The 14,645-nt window shown below is 71.8% G+C and carries 16 protein-coding genes; 6 read left to right on the top strand and 10 right to left on the bottom strand.

Annotation, left to right across the window (positions count from 1 at the left end; translation table 11 throughout):
• Positions 1-15: 15 nt before the first annotated feature.
• A complete protein-coding gene (locus tag ACFQ58_RS15770) occupies positions 16-801 on the bottom strand; it encodes an isoprenyl transferase (protein WP_376952115.1) in 786 nt (261 codons plus the stop codon).
• A 72-nt stretch (positions 802-873) separates the two neighbouring features.
• On the opposite strand from ACFQ58_RS15770, the gene ACFQ58_RS15765 reads away from it, so the two are divergent.
• A complete protein-coding gene (locus tag ACFQ58_RS15765; protein WP_376952114.1) occupies positions 874-1,668 on the top strand; it encodes a hemolysin III family protein in 795 nt (264 codons plus the stop codon).
• A 38-nt stretch (positions 1,669-1,706) separates the two neighbouring features.
• Here the strand turns inward: ACFQ58_RS15765 and ACFQ58_RS15760 are convergent, their stop codons facing one another.
• Positions 1,707-2,012 carry a hypothetical protein gene (locus ACFQ58_RS15760; RefSeq protein WP_376952113.1) on the bottom strand — a complete coding sequence of 102 codons (306 nt, stop codon included), beginning with the start codon at positions 2,010-2,012 and terminating at the stop codon, positions 1,707-1,709.
• 72 nt (positions 2,013-2,084) lie between these two features.
• On the opposite strand from ACFQ58_RS15760, the gene ACFQ58_RS15755 reads away from it, so the two are divergent.
• Entirely contained in the window at positions 2,085-2,561 is a 477-nt protein-coding gene (locus ACFQ58_RS15755) for a DUF4307 domain-containing protein (protein WP_376952112.1), read from the top strand.
• A 60-nt stretch (positions 2,562-2,621) separates the two neighbouring features.
• Positions 2,622-3,116 (top strand): transcription elongation factor GreA, encoded by a 495-nt coding sequence (greA, locus tag ACFQ58_RS15750; RefSeq protein WP_376952111.1) that lies wholly within the window; start codon positions 2,622-2,624, stop codon positions 3,114-3,116.
• Positions 3,117-3,166: 50 nt separating this feature from the next.
• On the opposite strand, the gene ilvA is transcribed toward greA, so the two are convergent.
• Both ilvA and ACFQ58_RS15740 read right to left on the bottom strand, forming a co-directional pair.
• Positions 3,167-4,456: a threonine ammonia-lyase gene (ilvA, locus tag ACFQ58_RS15745; protein WP_376952110.1), complete on the bottom strand. Its 1,290-nt coding sequence runs from the start codon at positions 4,454-4,456 to the stop codon at positions 3,167-3,169.
• A gap of 1 nt (position 4,457) precedes the next feature.
• Complete coding sequence (locus tag ACFQ58_RS15740) at positions 4,458-5,675, bottom strand: AI-2E family transporter (protein ID WP_376952109.1); 1,218 nt, start codon at positions 5,673-5,675, stop codon at positions 4,458-4,460.
• A gap of 71 nt (positions 5,676-5,746) precedes the next feature.
• Here ACFQ58_RS15740 and ACFQ58_RS15735 point away from each other — a divergent pair, with 71 nt between their 5' ends.
• A complete protein-coding gene (locus tag ACFQ58_RS15735; protein ID WP_376952108.1) occupies positions 5,747-6,955 on the top strand; it encodes a winged helix-turn-helix domain-containing protein in 1,209 nt (402 codons plus the stop codon).
• 6 nt (positions 6,956-6,961) lie between these two features.
• Here the strand turns inward: ACFQ58_RS15735 and ACFQ58_RS15730 are convergent, their stop codons facing one another.
• Together ACFQ58_RS15730 and ACFQ58_RS15725 are read right to left on the bottom strand one after the other, a co-directional pair.
• A complete protein-coding gene (locus ACFQ58_RS15730) occupies positions 6,962-7,834 on the bottom strand; it encodes a M48 family metalloprotease (RefSeq protein ID WP_376952107.1) in 873 nt (290 codons plus the stop codon).
• Between the two features lie 3 nt (positions 7,835-7,837).
• On the bottom strand, positions 7,838-8,404 hold the full coding sequence (locus tag ACFQ58_RS15725) for a LemA family protein (protein WP_376952106.1): 567 nt from the start codon (positions 8,402-8,404) through the stop codon (positions 7,838-7,840).
• Between the two features lie 156 nt (positions 8,405-8,560).
• On the opposite strand from ACFQ58_RS15725, the gene ACFQ58_RS15720 reads away from it, so the two are divergent.
• Positions 8,561-9,352: an ABC transporter ATP-binding protein gene (locus ACFQ58_RS15720; RefSeq protein ID WP_376952105.1), complete on the top strand. Its 792-nt coding sequence runs from the start codon at positions 8,561-8,563 to the stop codon at positions 9,350-9,352.
• Complete coding sequence (locus tag ACFQ58_RS15715) at positions 9,349-10,083, top strand: ABC transporter permease (protein ID WP_376952104.1); 735 nt, start codon at positions 9,349-9,351, stop codon at positions 10,081-10,083. Before ACFQ58_RS15720 ends, ACFQ58_RS15715 begins: the two co-directional genes overlap by 4 nt.
• Here ACFQ58_RS15715 and ACFQ58_RS15710 read toward each other — a convergent pair.
• The 4 genes from ACFQ58_RS15710 to ACFQ58_RS15695 are packed head-to-tail and all read right to left on the bottom strand — an operon-like array spanning position 10,058 to position 14,605.
• Complete coding sequence (locus ACFQ58_RS15710; RefSeq protein WP_376952103.1) at positions 10,058-11,413, bottom strand: D-arabinono-1,4-lactone oxidase; 1,356 nt, start codon at positions 11,411-11,413, stop codon at positions 10,058-10,060. The two genes, ACFQ58_RS15715 and ACFQ58_RS15710, sit on opposite strands and share 26 nt — an antisense overlap.
• Positions 11,410-12,675 carry an alanine racemase gene (locus tag ACFQ58_RS15705; protein ID WP_376952102.1) on the bottom strand — a complete coding sequence of 422 codons (1,266 nt, stop codon included), beginning with the start codon at positions 12,673-12,675 and terminating at the stop codon, positions 11,410-11,412. The genes ACFQ58_RS15710 and ACFQ58_RS15705 overlap by 4 nt, the downstream gene beginning before the upstream one ends.
• On the bottom strand, positions 12,675-13,961 hold the full coding sequence (locus tag ACFQ58_RS15700; protein WP_376952101.1) for an MFS transporter: 1,287 nt from the start codon (positions 13,959-13,961) through the stop codon (positions 12,675-12,677). The genes ACFQ58_RS15705 and ACFQ58_RS15700 overlap by 1 nt, the downstream gene beginning before the upstream one ends.
• Entirely contained in the window at positions 13,958-14,605 is a 648-nt protein-coding gene (locus tag ACFQ58_RS15695; protein WP_376952100.1) for a TetR/AcrR family transcriptional regulator, read from the bottom strand. The genes ACFQ58_RS15700 and ACFQ58_RS15695 overlap by 4 nt, the downstream gene beginning before the upstream one ends.
• Positions 14,606-14,645: the final 40 nt, after the last annotated feature.

Raw genomic sequence — 14,645 nt, 5'->3', positions numbered from 1 at the left:
GCGGGCAGGCGCGGATCAACCGCCGAACCGCCGGTGCCGCATGGTGTAATCGCGGATGGCGCGCAGGAAGTCGACCTCGCGAAGGTCGGGCCCGAGCGCCTCGACGAAGTAGAACTCGCTGTGCGCCGCCTGCCACAGCATGAAGTCGCTCAGGCGCTGCTCACCCGACGTGCGGATGACGAGGTCGGGATCGGCCTGGCCGCCCGTGTAGAGGTGCTCGCCGATGAGCTCGGGCGTGAGCCGTTCGGCGAGGTCCTCGAGGCTGCGCCCCTCGGCGTGGTGCGCGGCGACGATCGAGCGCATGGCGTCGGTGATCTCCTTGCGGCCGCCGTAGCCGACCGCGAGGTTCACGTGCAGCCCGCGCTTGCCCTCGGTGCGCTGCTCCGCGGCATCCAGCGCTGCGACCAGCGGCCCGGGCAGCCCGGCGTCGGAGCCGACGTGCTGCACGCGCCAGTCCCGGTAGTGGCTGAGCTCCTCGGCGAGGTCGGCGATGATCTCGATGAGGTCGGAGAGCTCGTCGGTCGTGCGGTTGACGAGGTTGTCGCTCGAGAGCAGGTAGAGCGTGACGACCTTGATGCCGAGGTCGTCGCACCACTCGAGGAACTCGCGCATCTTCGCCGCGCCGGCGCGATGGCCGTGCGCCGCCGACTCGTAGCCGAGCTGCCTGGCCCAGCGCCGATTCCCGTCGATGATCATCGCGACGTGGTGCGGGATCTCGGCCTGGTCGAATTCGCGCCGGAGCCGGTTCTGGTAGAGCCGGTAGAGGAAGCCGCGACCGGAGTGATGATCGCTCGTCTGCACGCGACTACGCTACCCCTCCGCGGGGCGACGGCTCACAGCAAGCCGTGATGCTGGCGGTCCTACGCTTGGCCCATGAGCGCGCATGAGCCCGAGGACGTCGCCGAGCACCTGGCCCGCCCGGTGTCGGAGCTCGATGCGTCCGACGCCGCGGTCGCCGTCGATGAGCGGCGCGGACCCGACCTGCCCAACCTGCCCCTCATCGACGCCTCGCCGGAGCATCCGGCCGAGATCAAGCCCACGTGGCGCGGATGGATCCACGCGGGCACGTTCCCGCTGACGATCGCCGCCGGCGTCATGCTCATCGTGCTGGCCGAAGGGCCGTGGGCGAAATGGGCGTCGGCGGTGTTCACGCTCACGTCGATGCTGCTGTTCGGCAACTCGGCGCTGTACCACCGGTTCAACTGGCAGCCGCGCACCAAGGTGATCCTGAAGCGGATCGACCACGCGAACATCTTCCTGCTCATCGCGGGCACCTACACGCCGCTGTCGATCCTCGCGCTGCCGCCCGACAAGGGCTTCCTGCTGCTCGCGATCGTCTGGGGCGGAGCGCTCCTCGGCATCGGCTTCCGCGTGTTCTGGATCACCGCGCCGCGTTGGCTGTACGTGCCGATCTACCTGCTGCTCGGCTGGGCGGCCGTGATGTACCTCGGCGACCTGCTCGCCGCCAGCGTCGCGATGATGGTGCTGGTCATCGTCGGCGGCGTGCTGTACACCATCGGCGCGGTCGTCTACGGCCTGAAGCGCCCGAACCCGTGGCCCGGCCACTTCGGATTCCACGAGATCTTCCACGTGTGCACCGTGCTCGCGTTCATGTGCCACTGGACGGCGACGCTGCTGATCGCCCTCGAGCCCGCGTACCACGGCTGACCCGCGGTGGTCGGCGACGCCGGCTACGGCGCCGGCGGCTACTCGGGCTTCGAGGGCGGGGTGTCGGATGCCGCGGCATCCCCCGGCCCGGAGCCGTCGCCGCCGGGCCCGCCCGGCCCCGATCCGGCCGCCTCGCGCTCCTCGGCGTCGAGCCGTTCGCGCGCCTCGGCGCGGTAGTTGACCCGCCGGATGCGGCGCACCATGTCGAGCACGAGCAGCAGCACGACGGCCATCACGAGGAACGTGATGACGAACCCCTCGACACCGGGCGTGACGTCGTTCGGGTCGAACTCCTCGTCGGCCGCGACGGCGAGGAGCGGCACGACGGCGGGCACGACGAGCATCGGATTCCCTTCAGGGGGCGGGGTTAGGCTGGATGCCAAGCCTAGACGATCGAGCCGGGAAGGAGCCGGGCGGTGCCCCCACGCGAGTCCGCCGACGCGGCGGCCGAGGACGCCGTGCTCAACAGCACCCCTGCCCCGGCAGACGCCCGCCCCGCGGCATCCGCTCTCGCCGACCGCTACGGTCGCACGACCGGCCGTCGTCGTCGCGAGCGGCTCCTGCTCGCCGGCGCGGCCGCGGCGTTCGCGGTGGTCCTCGTCGCCTGGGTCGTGTGGGCCGGGCTCGACGGCAGCCGCCCCCAGGTCCAGGCGACCGATCTCGGCCACCGCCTGCTCGACGACCGCGCGGTCGAGGTCACGTGGCGGCTCTCCGCACCGGCCGACACCGAGGCCGCCTGCATCGTGAAGGCGCTGAACGAGGACTTCACGGTCGTGGGCTGGAGGGTCGTCGAGATCCCCGCCTCCGACCGGCCACTGCGCTCGTTCACCGAGCGCGTCCGCACCGCGCAGCAGGCCAACACCGGTTTGGTGGACCACTGCTGGCTGCTCTAGAATAGGAAATTCGCTCCGGCATCCGCTGGGGCGTCACGTATATCCACGGGAGTGTGCACCATGGCGCAGGACGCCACCGCGACCACCTGGCTCACCCAGGAGGCCTACGACCGGCTCGCCGCCGAGCTCGAGCACCTCTCCACCACCGGCCGGGAAGAGATCGCGAAGCGCATCGAGGCCGCGCGTGAGGAGGGCGACCTCAAGGAGAACGGCGGCTACCACGCCGCGAAGGACGAGCAGGGCAAGCAGGAGGCGCGCATCCGCCAGCTGACCGAGCTGCTGCGCACCGCCGAGGTCGGCGAGGCGCCCGCCTCGAACGGCGTCGTCGAGTCCGGCACCGTCATCACCGCGGTCGTCGCGGGCGACGAGGAGCGCTTCCTCATCGGCAGCCGCGAGATCGCCGGCGACTCCGAGCTCGACGTCTTCAGCGAGCAGTCGCCCCTCGGTGCCGCCATCCTCGGACTGAAGGTCGGCGAGAAGACCAGCTACACCGCACCGAACGGCCGCGAGATCGCGGTCGAGGTGACGGGCGTCGACACCTGGAGCGGTCAGTGACCCGCTGAGCCCAGAACGTGCGAACGGCCCCTCCTCGGAGGGGCCGTTCGTCATTCCTCCATGATCTGGGGCTCGTAGCCGGCGCGCCGCAGCCGCTCGATGAGCTGGTCGGCATGACGTGGGCCGCGCGTCTCGACCGACAGCTGCAGCGCGACCTCGGAGATCTGCATGCCGGCGCCGTGGCGCGTGTGCAGCACCTCGACGACGTTGGCCTTCGCCTCGGCGACGAGCTGGGCGATGCGCGCGAGCTGGCCCGGCCGGTCGGGCAGGCCGATCCGCAACGTGAGGTATCGATCGGAGGCCGCCAGGCCGTGCGCGATCACGCGCTGCATGAGCAGGGGATCGATGTTGCCTCCCGACAGCAGCGCCACGATCGGTCCGTCGGAGCGCACCCTGCCGGTCATGAGCGCGGCGACGCCGACCGCGCCGGCGGGCTCCACGACGAGCTTCGCGCGCTCGAGCAGGACGAGCAGGGCACGGGCGATGTCATCCTCGGTGACGGTGACGATCTCGTCGATCGTCTCGCGGATGATCGCGAAGTTCAGCTCCCCCGGCCGGTACACGGCGATGCCGTCCGCGATGGTGGGCACGACGGGCACCGCGGTCGGCTCCCCCGCCGCGAGCGACGGCGGGTACGGCGCGGCGTTCTCGGCCTGCACGCCGATGACCCGGATGGTGCGGCCGAGCCGTGCCGCCTCGAGCTTCGCCGCGCTGGCCACGCCGGCGGCGAGCCCGCCGCCGCCGATGGGCACGACGATCGTCGCGACATCCGGTGCCTGCTCGAGGATCTCGAGCCCCAGCGTGCCCTGACCCGCGACGACGTCGGGGTGGTCGAACGGCGGGATGATCGTCGCGCCGGTCTCGGCGGCGAACGCCGCGGCCGCCTCGAGCGTCTCGCCGATGGAGTCGCCGCGGAGCACCACGTCGGCGCCGTACGCCCGCGTCGCCTCGAGCTTGGGCAGCGCGACGCCGACCGGCATGAAGATGGTGGCGCGGATCCCGAGCTCGCGCGCCGCGAACGCGACGCCCTGCGCGTGGTTGCCCGCCGACGCCGCGACGACGCCACGCGCCCGCTCGTCGGCGGAGAGCGCCGAGAGCCGGTTGTACGCCCCACGCAGCTTGTACGACCCCGTGCGCTGCAGGTTCTCGCACTTGAGGTGCACCGGCACGCCCTCGAGCCGGCCGAGGAACCGCGAGGTCTCCATCGGCGTGCGACGGGCGACGGCCGCGACGGTCTGCTGCGCGCGCCGGAACGCGGCGAGGTCGGGGCCGGGCCAGACGGGCGGCGCATCGGATCCGCGGGCGGTCGCGTCCGTCCGGTCGTCGAGGGCGTGGTTCATGTCACCGTCCGTATCCGGGGCGCTGGGGTACCGTGCGCCAGAGCGGGGAATGGGTCTCGGCGGGCGAGGGTGGCGCGGCCTGCTTCCACGTGCCGCCCGAGATGTAGAGGATCATGACGTTGCCGACCGCGGCGATCGGCACCGCGAACAACGCGCCGGGGATGCCGGCGAGCAGCGACCCGGTCGTGACGGCGATGACGACGCCGAGCGGATGCACCTTCACCGCCGTGCCCATGATGAGCGGCTGGAGGATGTGGCCCTCGACCTGCTGCACGAGCAGGACGACGCCGAGCATGGCCAGCGCGATGCCCCAGCCGTTGTAGACGAGTGCGACGAACACGGCGAGCGCCCCGGTCACGACCGCGCCGACGATGGGCACGAAGGAGCCGAGGAAGACGAGGATCGCGATGGGGATGGCGAGCGGCACGCCGAGCAGCAGCGCGCCGAGCCCGATGCCGACGGCGTCGATGCTCGCGACGAGGATCTGCACCTTCACGAAGTTCTCGAGCGTCGCCCAGCCCGACCGGCCTGCGCCGTCGATGGCCGCGCGGGCCCGGCGCGGGAAGATGCCGACGATCCAGTTCCAGATGTGGCGGCCGTCGATGAGGATGAACAGGGTCGCGAAGAGGGCGAGCAGCAGGCCCGCGAGGAAGTGGCCGATCGACGAGCTCACCGACAGCGCGCCGGTGACGAGCACGCCGCTGTCCTGCTGGATCGACGAGTAGAGCTGCTGCACGATGTCGTCGATCTGCTCGGGGGTCACGTGCAGCGGCCCTTCGAGGAGCCACTCGCGGAAGTCCTCCCACGCGATGACGGTCTGCGCGGCGAGGTCGCCCGACCCGCGCACGATCTGCGAGATGCCGAGCGTGAGCAGGCCGGCCACCGCGACGATCGTCGCGAGCATCGCCACGGTCACCGCGAGCCACTTCGGCCAGCGGTGACGCTGCAGGAACTGCGAGAACGGCACGAGCAGCGCGGCGAGGAGCACGGCGACGAGCACCGGGACGATCACGTACCGCAGCTGGATGATCAGGAAGACGACGACGGCGAGGACCCCGCCGACCAGCAGCAGGCGCCACGACCACGCAGCTGCGATCCGCATGGGGTAGGGCACGGATGCCGCGGCGTCGCGCATCGGCTCGACGGGCGCTTCGGGCGCGCGAGCGGCCCGGCGCGCACGCTGACGACGCACGCGCGAGGCCCCGTTCCCCTCGGTCACCGTCTCAGTCTAGGCGTGGGCCTCGTCGCGTTCCGCCGGATGTCGGCACCCCCCGTTAGGGTCGGAGGATCATGGTCGACACGGTCAGTCCCGCCCTCGCACGTCGCATCGCGCTCGCCGCCCAGGGGTTCGGCCGCCCGACCGTCGCGGCACCGGGCCTCCGGCAGGTCGCTGGGGTCGTCGACCGCCTCGGCGTGCTGCAGATCGACTCGGTCAACGTCTTCGAGCGCAGCCACTACCTTCCGGCGTTCAGCCGCCTCGGCGCGTACGACCGCGGCCTGCTCGACCGGCTCACGACCGGGCGCCGCGGGCGCATGGTCGAGTCGTGGGCGCACCAGGCCGCGTTCATCCCCCGTGAGCTCTGGCCGCTCTTCGAGTTCCGCCGCGAGGAATACCGGCGCAAGGGCAGCGAGTGGGGCGGATGGCTCGTCGAGAACCGCCCGCTCGCCGACTGGCTCCGCGCCGAGCTCGCCGCGAACGGCCCCATGCGCGCGAGCGAGATCGAGCACGATGCCAACGAGCGCCGCGGCCCGTGGTGGGGCTGGTCCGACGTGAAGCGCACCCTCGAGTGGATGTTCCGTGTGGGCGAGGTCGTGTGCGTCGAGCGGGTGCGATTCGAGCGCGTCTACGCCCTGCCCGAGCAGGCCATCGCGCCCGAGCTGCTCGACTCGGGCCCGGCCGAGGCCGACGCCGTGCGTGAGCTCGTCGCGCGCGCGGCATCCGCCCTCGGCATCGCGACCGAGGCCGACCTGGCCGACTACTGGCGGCTGCTCCGCTCCCAGGCCCGCCCCGCCATCGCCGAACTGGTCGACGAGGGTGTGCTCGAGCCGGTCACCGTGCCCGGCTGGACCACCGGCGGCCGACCCACTCCGGCATGGCTGCATCGCGATGCCCGTCGCCCTCGGCGCATTGATGCCACGGCGGTGCTGTCGCCGTTCGACCCCGTGGTGTGGTTCCGTCCGCGCACCGAGCGGTTGTTCGACTTCCACTACCGCATCGAGATCTACACTCCTGAGCCCGATCGCAAGTTCGGCTACTACTCGCTGCCCGTGCTCGTCGATGACGATGTCGTCGGTCGCGTCGACCTCAAGAGCGATCGCAAGGCCCGAGTGCTCCGGGTCCAGTCGGCATGGATCGAGCACGGCGCGCCCGACGAGACCGCGGCGCGGCTGCTGCCGGTCCTCGCAGAGGCGGCGGCGTGGCAGGGCCTCGACGACATCGAGGTGGTCGGCCGGGGCGACCTCGCTCCCGCGCTGAGCGCCGAGCTCGCCGCCGCGTGACCCGCGCTAGAAGCTGCGGCCCATCTCGTGGAGGCGCTGTACGCGCTCGCTGATCGGCGGGTGCGTGGCGAAGAGCCGGTCGATGACGCCGGGCTTCAGCGGGTCGGCGATCCAGAGGTGCGCCATCGAGGTGTTCTGCCGCTGCATCGGACGGCCGGAGGCCTCGAGCTTGAGCAGGGCCCGAGCGAGCGCGTCGGGGTGCCGCGTGGTCATCGCGCTCGTGGCATCGGCCAGGTACTCGCGCTGCCGCGAGACGGCGAGTTGCACGAGGCTCGCGACGAGCGGCGCGATGAGCATCGCGACGAGGCCGAAGACCATGACGATCGGGTTGCCGTTGTTGCTCCGGCCGAAGAAGGCCATGCGCACGAACAGGTCCGAGATGAACCCGATGGCCACGACCAGGCCGAACACGATCATCGAGAGGCGGATGTCGTAGTTGCGGACGTGTCCGAGCTCGTGCGCCATGACGCCCTCGAGCTCGGAGTCGTCCATGATCTCGAGCAGCCCCGTCGTCGCGGCGACGACCGCGTGCTGCGGGTCGCGGCCCGTCGCGAAGGCGTTCGGCGCCGGATCGGAGATGACGAACACTCGCGGCATGGGCGTGCCCGTGGCGATGGACAGGTTCTCGACGGTGCGCCACAGCCTGGGATGCTCGGCGACGCCGTGGATCTCGACGGCGCCCGACATCGAAAGGGCCTGACGGTCGGCCGTGAAGTACTGGATGAGCGCGTAGCCCGTCGCGATGACGACAGTCACCACGACGATCGTCAGGTCGCCGTAGATCACCGCCGCGAGGTAGCCCAGTCCGCCGACGATGGCGAGGAAGAACAGGATCGTGAAGACGGTGTTGCGCTTGTTCCGGGCGATCGCTCGGTACATCGGCTAGAACTGCACGCGTGGCGGTTCGGCGATCGCCGCCGCCTCGGTGACCTCGAAGAACTCGCGCTCGTGGAAGCCGAGTCCGCGCACGAAGAGGGTGTTCGGGAACACCTTGATCTTCGTGTTCAGCTCGCGCACGCCGCCGTTGTAGAACCGGCGCGAGGCCTGGATCTTGTCTTCCGTGTCGACCAGTTCGGCCTGCAGTTGCAGGAAGTTCTGGCTGGCCTGCAGCTGCGGGTACGCCTCGGCGACCGCGAAGATCGACTTCAGCGCCTGCTGCATGTGGTTCTCGGCCGCACCCGCCTCGGCGGGGCCGTGCGCCTGCAACGTCTCGGCGCGGGCACGCGTGACGTTCTCGAAGACCGCCTTCTCGTGCGCGGCGTAGCCCTTGACCGCCTCGATGAGGTTCGGGATCAGGTCGGCTCGCCGCTTGAGCTGCACCGTGATGTCGCTCCACGCCTCGTCGACGCGCACGTTCAGCGTCACGAGCGAGTTGTAGGTGGCCCACAGGTAGATGCCGATCACCAGGACGAGCACGACGACGATGATGAGCGGGATCAGCCATTCCATGGCGTGGACTCCTGAGATTCGCGACGATCGGGTTCACCTCGAATCCTATCCGCCGGATGGGGATTCGCTCCGAGTTCCCACCGGACTCCGAGCCAGCGGACGGGGTCGTCCGGGGCGTAGGCTCGGCCCTGTCGGGGCCCGGAGGGGAGAACGACCATGGTGACCCATGCGGATGCCGCGTCGCCGGCGATCGTCGTCCACGACCTGCACGTGCGGCGCGCACGCACCCCGGTGCTGCACGGCCTCTCGCTCGCGGTCCCCCGCGGTCGCATCGTGGGCCTGCTCGGCCCGAGCGGCAGCGGCAAGACGACGTTGATGCGATCGATCGTCGGCGTGCAGGTCGTCGACTCGGGCACGATCGAGGTGCTCGGACGCCCCGCCGGATCACGCGACCTGCGCACGCGCGTCGCCTACGTGACCCAGCAGGCGAGCGTCTACGACGACCTCACGGTCGGGCAGAACATCCGCTACTTCGCGAGGATCCTGGGTGCTGCGGCATCCGACGTCGACCAGGCCATCGAGCGCACCGAGCTGGGGCCCTACGAGCAGCGGCTCGCTGGGTCGCTCTCCGGCGGCCAGCGCGGGCGCGTGTCGCTCGCCGCGGCCCTCCTCGGCAGGCCCGACGTGCTCGTCCTCGACGAGCCCACCGTCGGGCTCGACCCCGTGCTGCGCGTGCAGCTCTGGCAGCTCTTCCACGAGCTCGCGGAGGCGGGGGCGACGCTCCTCGTCTCGAGCCACGTGATGGACGAGGCGAAGCGATGCGACCGCCTGCTGCTCATGCGCGACGGCGAACTCCTGGCCGACGACACGGTCGAGGGCGTGCTCGCGTTCACCGGCACCGACGACGTCGAGGCGGCGTTCCTCGAGCTCATCGCCCGCGGTGAGCCCGACCTGCAGCCGCACGGACGTCATGCGCGCCCCGAGTCCGGGACGGAGGCCGCGCCATGAACCTCGGACGCACGCTCGCCACCACCGGCCGCGTGCTCGGGCAGATCCGCCACGACCACCGCACCATCGCGCTCCTGCTCGTCGTGCCGAGCCTGCTCATCGGCCTCGTCGCGTGGATCTTCACCGACACCGACGTCTTCGCCACGATCGGCCCGGCCATGCTCGCGCTGTTCCCGTTCATCGTGATGTTCCTCGTCACGAGCATCGCGACCCTGCGCGAGCGGCGCAGCGGCACGCTCGAGCGGCTCTTCTCGATGCCCATGGGCAAGGGCGACTTCATCCTCGGCTACGCGCTCGCCTTCGGCCTGCTGGCCGTCTTCCAGACCGCGATCGCGGTGTCGTACGCAGTCTGGGTGTGCGGGCTCGAGATCGAGGGGTCGATCTGGCTGCTGTTCGCGGTGGCGGTGGCCGACGCCCTGCTCGGCACGGCGCTCGGCCTGCTGGCGAGCGCGTTCGCGCGCACCGAGTTCCAGGTGGTGCAGTTCATGCCGCTGCTCGTGTTCCCGCAGATCCTGCTCGGCGGCATCTTCATCCCCCGCGACCAGCTTCCCGAAGGACTCGAGGTGATCAGCGACTGGCTCCCGCTGAGCTACGCGATCGACGCGCTCACCGCGGTCGCCGCCGATTCCGAGGACGCGGCCTGGATCTGGGCGCGGATCCTGGCGATCGGCGCCTGGATCGTCGGCTCGATCGTGGTGGGCTCGATCACGCTGCGCCGGCGGACCCCGTAGCCGAGGCATCCGCCCGGACGCCACCGAGCACGCGGTCGAGGTAGGCGTTGGCGAAGCGCCCCTCGGGATCGAGCTCGTCGCGCACGCGGACGAAGTCGTCGAACCGCGGGTAGACCTCGCGCAGCGTCGCGGCCGTCTGGGTGTGCATCTTGCCCCAGTGCGGGCGGCCCGCGAACGAGCGCATGATCGCCTCGACGCCCGCGAAGTACTCGGTGTGGTCCTCGCGGTAAAAGCGGTGCACGGCGATGTAGCCGCTCTCGCGACCGTAGGCCGTCGAAAGCCAGTTGTCGTCGGATGCCGCGGCGCGCACCTCGATCGGCAGGCTGACCCGCCACCCCTTCCGCTCGACGAGCGATCGCACCTCGCGCACGGCGTCGGGGATCGCCTCGAGGGGCAGGGCGTACTCCATCTCGCGGAACCGGACCGACCGGTTCGCCGTGAACACCCGCTGCGAGTGGTCGCTGAACTCGCGGTCGGGCGTGAGCCGCTCGACCACGCGTGCGAGCGGCGGAGTGACCGACGGCGCGATGTACCCGAGCGCGCAGATCGCCCAGAGGGTCCCGTTCGCGAGCAGTTCGTCATCGACCCAGCCCTTGAGCGAGCCGACCGGATGCCGCGGCGCATCGCCCGGCAGCCTGGTGTTCGTCTTCGTGAAGGCGGTCGTCGTGTGCGGGAACCAGTAGACGTCGAGGTGGTCCTCGGCGCGGACGCGATCGAGCCATCCGTCCCAGACCTCGTCGAACGGCGCGTTGCGCTCGACCGCACGCAGGACGAACCGGGGAACCAGCTGCAGGGTCACCTCGACGAGCACGCCGAGCGCACCGAGTCCCAGGCGCACCGCCGGCAGCAGGTCCGGGCGCTCGGTCTCGCTCACGGTGAGCAGCTCGCCCGTGCCGGTCACGAGCTTCGCGGCGACGATCTGCGTCGCGAGGCCCCCGAAGCCGAGCCCCGAGCCGTGCGTACCGGTGGACGTGGCCCCCGCGATGGTCTGCGAATCGATGTCGCCCATGTTCGGCAGTGCGAGCCCGTACGGCTCGAGCAGGCGAGGGAGCCGGTGCAGCGGGGTTCCGGCGCCCAACGTCACGCGACCGGTCGCGGCATCCGCCTCGATCACGCCCGACAGGTCGGCGAGGTCGAGCTGCACGTCGGGCGCGACGGCGATGCCGGTGAAGCTGTGGCTCGCACCGACCGGCTTGATGCGCAGGCCGGAGTCCGCCGCGGCCAGCACCGCTCGCTGCACCGCCCAGGCGTCGGCCGGACGCTCGACCCGATGGGGCCGAGCCGACTCGGTCCTCGCCCAATTGCGCCATGTCGCGCCCGTCGCCGTCATAGGAACGCCTTCGCCTCGCCTCGATAGGTGGGCACGGTCGCGACGACCTCCCCGCCGTCGACCACCGCGAACTCGTTCAGGTGCTCCGCGAGCTCGCCCGATTTCGCGTGCCGGAGCCAGATCCGGTCGCCCGGCCGGAGCCGCGCGACGCCCGGGCCCTCGACGGGTGTCTGGACCTCGCCGGCAGCCTCGCGCGGCAGCATCCGGAGCCCATCGGGCCAGACGATGCGGGGCACCCGATCGGAACCCGGCGGGCCGGAGGCGATCCATCCGCCCCCGAGGATCGTGGCGTGGCGCTCGCTCGGCGAACGCACCACGTCGAGCGCGAACGCGGCGGCCGGTGCCGGCGTGAAGCGCGAGTACCCGTCGAACAGGTGCCCCGCGAGGATGCCCGAGCCCGCCGCGATCTCGGTGACGGACCGGTCGGCCGCGGTGAGCTCGAGCGAGCCGGTTCCGCCGCCGTTGACGAACTCCAGGTCGGCGTGCCGGCGCACCTCGGCGACCGCGGCCCGGCGCCGCTGGACGAGCTCGGACATGGAACGCGCCTGCATCCAGCGGTTGACGGCCCCGTCGACCGGGCGACCGGGCGGGCGATCGGCGACGCCCGCGATCTGGGCCTCGTACGCCATGACGCCCACGAGCCGGAAGCCGGCGCGATCCGCGACGTAGGCGGCGAGCGCGCCCGCCTCGTCGGGGTGGTGCACCGGCGAGCGCCGGACGCCGAGGTGGCCGAGCACGGGGGCCTGCCAGGATGCGTCGAGCTCGAGGCACACGCGCACCTCCTCGCGCCGGGTGGGCGGGAGCACCGCGTCGACCAGGTCGAGCTGGGCCGGCGAGTCGACCATCACGGTGATGCGCCGTGCCAGGTCGAGGTCGGTGACGAGGCGACGGATGGCACCCGCCTCCGCGGTCGGGTAGCCGACGACCAGGTCGTCGAGCGTGTCGATCTGCTCGGCGAGCCAGATCGCCTCGCTCAACGTGTAGGCGAGCACCCCGCGGTAGCCCGGAAGGCACAGCAGCGAGTCGATCACCTCGCGGACGCGGATCGACTTCGTCGCGATGCGGATGGGCGTGCCGCCCGCGCGGCGCGCCATGTCGGCCGCGTTGTGCCGCAGCGCACCGAGGTGCAGGGCGCCCACCGGTGCGTCGAGGTGCCTCGTCGCGTCGGTGAGCGCACGCCAGTGCTCGGCCGGATCCTGCCAGGTCGCGACATCCGCCGCCGGCACCGCACCGCGGCGCAGGTCGAGGACGCCCGCGCCCATCAGCGCACGCTCCGCACGCGGGAGACGGCGAGCGCGCCGGCGAACGTGAAGGCGGCGCACAGCACGAACACCGGCGTGAACGAGCCGGTCGCGGCGACTGCGAGCGCGCCGAGGAGCGGCCCGATCGACTGCGGCACGGCCGTCGCGATGTTCATGATGCCGAGGTCCTTGCCCCGGGCCGCCGGGTCGGGCAGCACCTGCGTGGCGAGCGCCTGGTCGACCGACAGGAAGCAGCCGTAGCCCAGCCCGAGGAGTCCTGCCGCGACCATCGCCGTGGGAAGGCTCGGCGCGATCGCGAGCAGGAGCGCCGCGGCGGCCTGCAGCGTGGCGGCGAGGAAGACGAACAGGCGGCGGCGGCCGAGCCGGTCGGAGAGCCGGCCGAGGGCGAGCGAGGCGACGATCACGAACACCATGTAGACGAGCGTGAGCACGATGAGGTCGTCCTCGGCGTTCGGGTCGCCGAGCCCGAACATCAGAAAGTACAGCAGCAGGCCCGTGCCCAGCGCGTTGCCCGTCGAGACGAGCACGCGACTGAGGAGCGTCCAGCCGAAGTCCGGGTACCGGCGCGGGCTGATCCAGAGACTCGCGACGACGTGCCGCGCGGTGACCCGGGCGCGTTCCCGAGCGTCGAGGCGGGCGTCGGGCACGAACAGGAAGGGCACCGCGAGCAGCACGAGCGCGACGGCGACCACCGTGTAGCCCGCGACCGCGCCCGTCACGACGGTGGTCACGAGCAGGAGTCCGACGATGATGCCCACCGCCTGCGGCGCCGACATCCAGCCCGACACGAAGCCGCGCTGGCCGACCGGCACCTGGTCGGAGATCGTCGCGGTGAGCGCCGCGGTCATCACGCAGAAGCCGATCGTCGCGAGCACCCATGCGATCGCGATCGCCCACAACTGCGTCTGCAGGCCGAGCAGCACGAGGGCGCCCGCGAAGAGCAGCGCGCCGCCCGCGATCCACGGCCGCCGCCGGCCGAAGCGCGACGCCGTGCGGTCGGAGAGCGCACCGGTCAGCGGGTAGGCCACGATGACGAACACCGCGGCGATCCCCGAGACCACGCCGAACGCGACGACGCTCTCGATCCAGTCCTCGGGATGCAGCTCCGCGTCGATCTGCGCGGGCAGCAGCAACTGGACGGGCGTGAGCTGCGCCATCCAGATGCCGAGCCAGGCGCTCGCGAACGCGGCGATCCAGCCGGCGCCGACGCGGCGCGTGGGTTCGGCGAACGCGTCGTGCGCCGCCGGGGAGGCGTTCGAGGCGGATGCGGCGTCGAGCTCGGTCACGGGGCGTCCGCCATCCTCGAGAGCGCGTCGGCGGCGGCGCGCACGACCGCGCGCGCGGCGTCGTCGTCGCGGTTGACGAGCCACGTCAGGGTGAGCCCGTCGGTGAAGGCGACGAGCACGCCGGCCGCCTCGTCGACGGGCACGCGCCACGTCGCCCCCACCTGCCCTGCCGCCGTGTCGAGCGCCTGCGCGGCGAGCTCGGCGTACCGGCGGTACTGGGCGACGGCCAGCGGATGGCGCTCGGGCGAGCGCAGCGCGTACTGGGTGAGCTCGAGCATCGCCTGTTCGTGCTCGGGATCGGCGCCGAGGTGGTCGAGGTAGCGCAGCAGGCCCGCTTCGAGGAGGTCGCGGAGCGATCCGTCGCCGTCGATCTCGGGCGCGGGCAGCACGGCGGCCTGCTCGCGCGCCACGACCGCGGCGATCAGCTCGTCGATGAACGCCTCGCGCGAGTCGAAGGCGTAGTGGAAGCTGGCGAGCGACATGCCCGCCTCGGCGACGATCGCGCGGGTGCTCGCGGCCGCGAGGCCCTCGCGCGCGACGACGCGCAGGCCCGCCTCGATGAGCGCGACGCGGCGCTCGGCGGCGGGGATGCGGGGCACGGCGCTCCTCTCGACCTCGTCGCCGAAGTGGGACGAGCGTCCCACTCGCACCAGTATGCACGTCGTGCGCGCGCGACGCCAGCCG

The sequence above is a fragment of the Agromyces sp. NPDC056523 genome (assembly GCF_042794545.1).
GTDB lineage: Bacteria > Actinomycetota > Actinomycetes > Actinomycetales > Microbacteriaceae > Agromyces.
Note: the sequence above shows the minus strand (reverse complement) of the source record. Positions and strands in the feature narration are given on the sequence as shown.

Coding starts and splice junctions, on each gene's coding strand:
- ACFQ58_RS15765 (WP_376952114.1), top strand. CDS start 874: ATGAGCGCGCATGAGCCCGAGGACGTCGCCGAGCACCTGGCCCGCCCG.
- ACFQ58_RS15760 (WP_376952113.1), bottom strand. CDS start 2,012: ATGCTCGTCGTGCCCGCCGTCGTGCCGCTCCTCGCCGTCGCGGCCGAC.
- greA (WP_376952111.1), top strand. CDS start 2,622: ATGGCGCAGGACGCCACCGCGACCACCTGGCTCACCCAGGAGGCCTAC.
- ilvA (WP_376952110.1), bottom strand. CDS start 4,456: ATGAACCACGCCCTCGACGACCGGACGGACGCGACCGCCCGCGGATCC.
- ACFQ58_RS15735 (WP_376952108.1), top strand. CDS start 5,747: ATGGTCGACACGGTCAGTCCCGCCCTCGCACGTCGCATCGCGCTCGCC.
- ACFQ58_RS15730 (WP_376952107.1), bottom strand. CDS start 7,834: ATGTACCGAGCGATCGCCCGGAACAAGCGCAACACCGTCTTCACGATC.
- ACFQ58_RS15725 (WP_376952106.1), bottom strand. CDS start 8,404: ATGGAATGGCTGATCCCGCTCATCATCGTCGTCGTGCTCGTCCTGGTG.
- ACFQ58_RS15720 (WP_376952105.1), top strand. CDS start 8,561: ATGGTGACCCATGCGGATGCCGCGTCGCCGGCGATCGTCGTCCACGAC.
- ACFQ58_RS15715 (WP_376952104.1), top strand. CDS start 9,349: ATGAACCTCGGACGCACGCTCGCCACCACCGGCCGCGTGCTCGGGCAG.
- ACFQ58_RS15710 (WP_376952103.1), bottom strand. CDS start 11,413: ATGACGGCGACGGGCGCGACATGGCGCAATTGGGCGAGGACCGAGTCG.
- ACFQ58_RS15705 (WP_376952102.1), bottom strand. CDS start 12,675: ATGGGCGCGGGCGTCCTCGACCTGCGCCGCGGTGCGGTGCCGGCGGCG.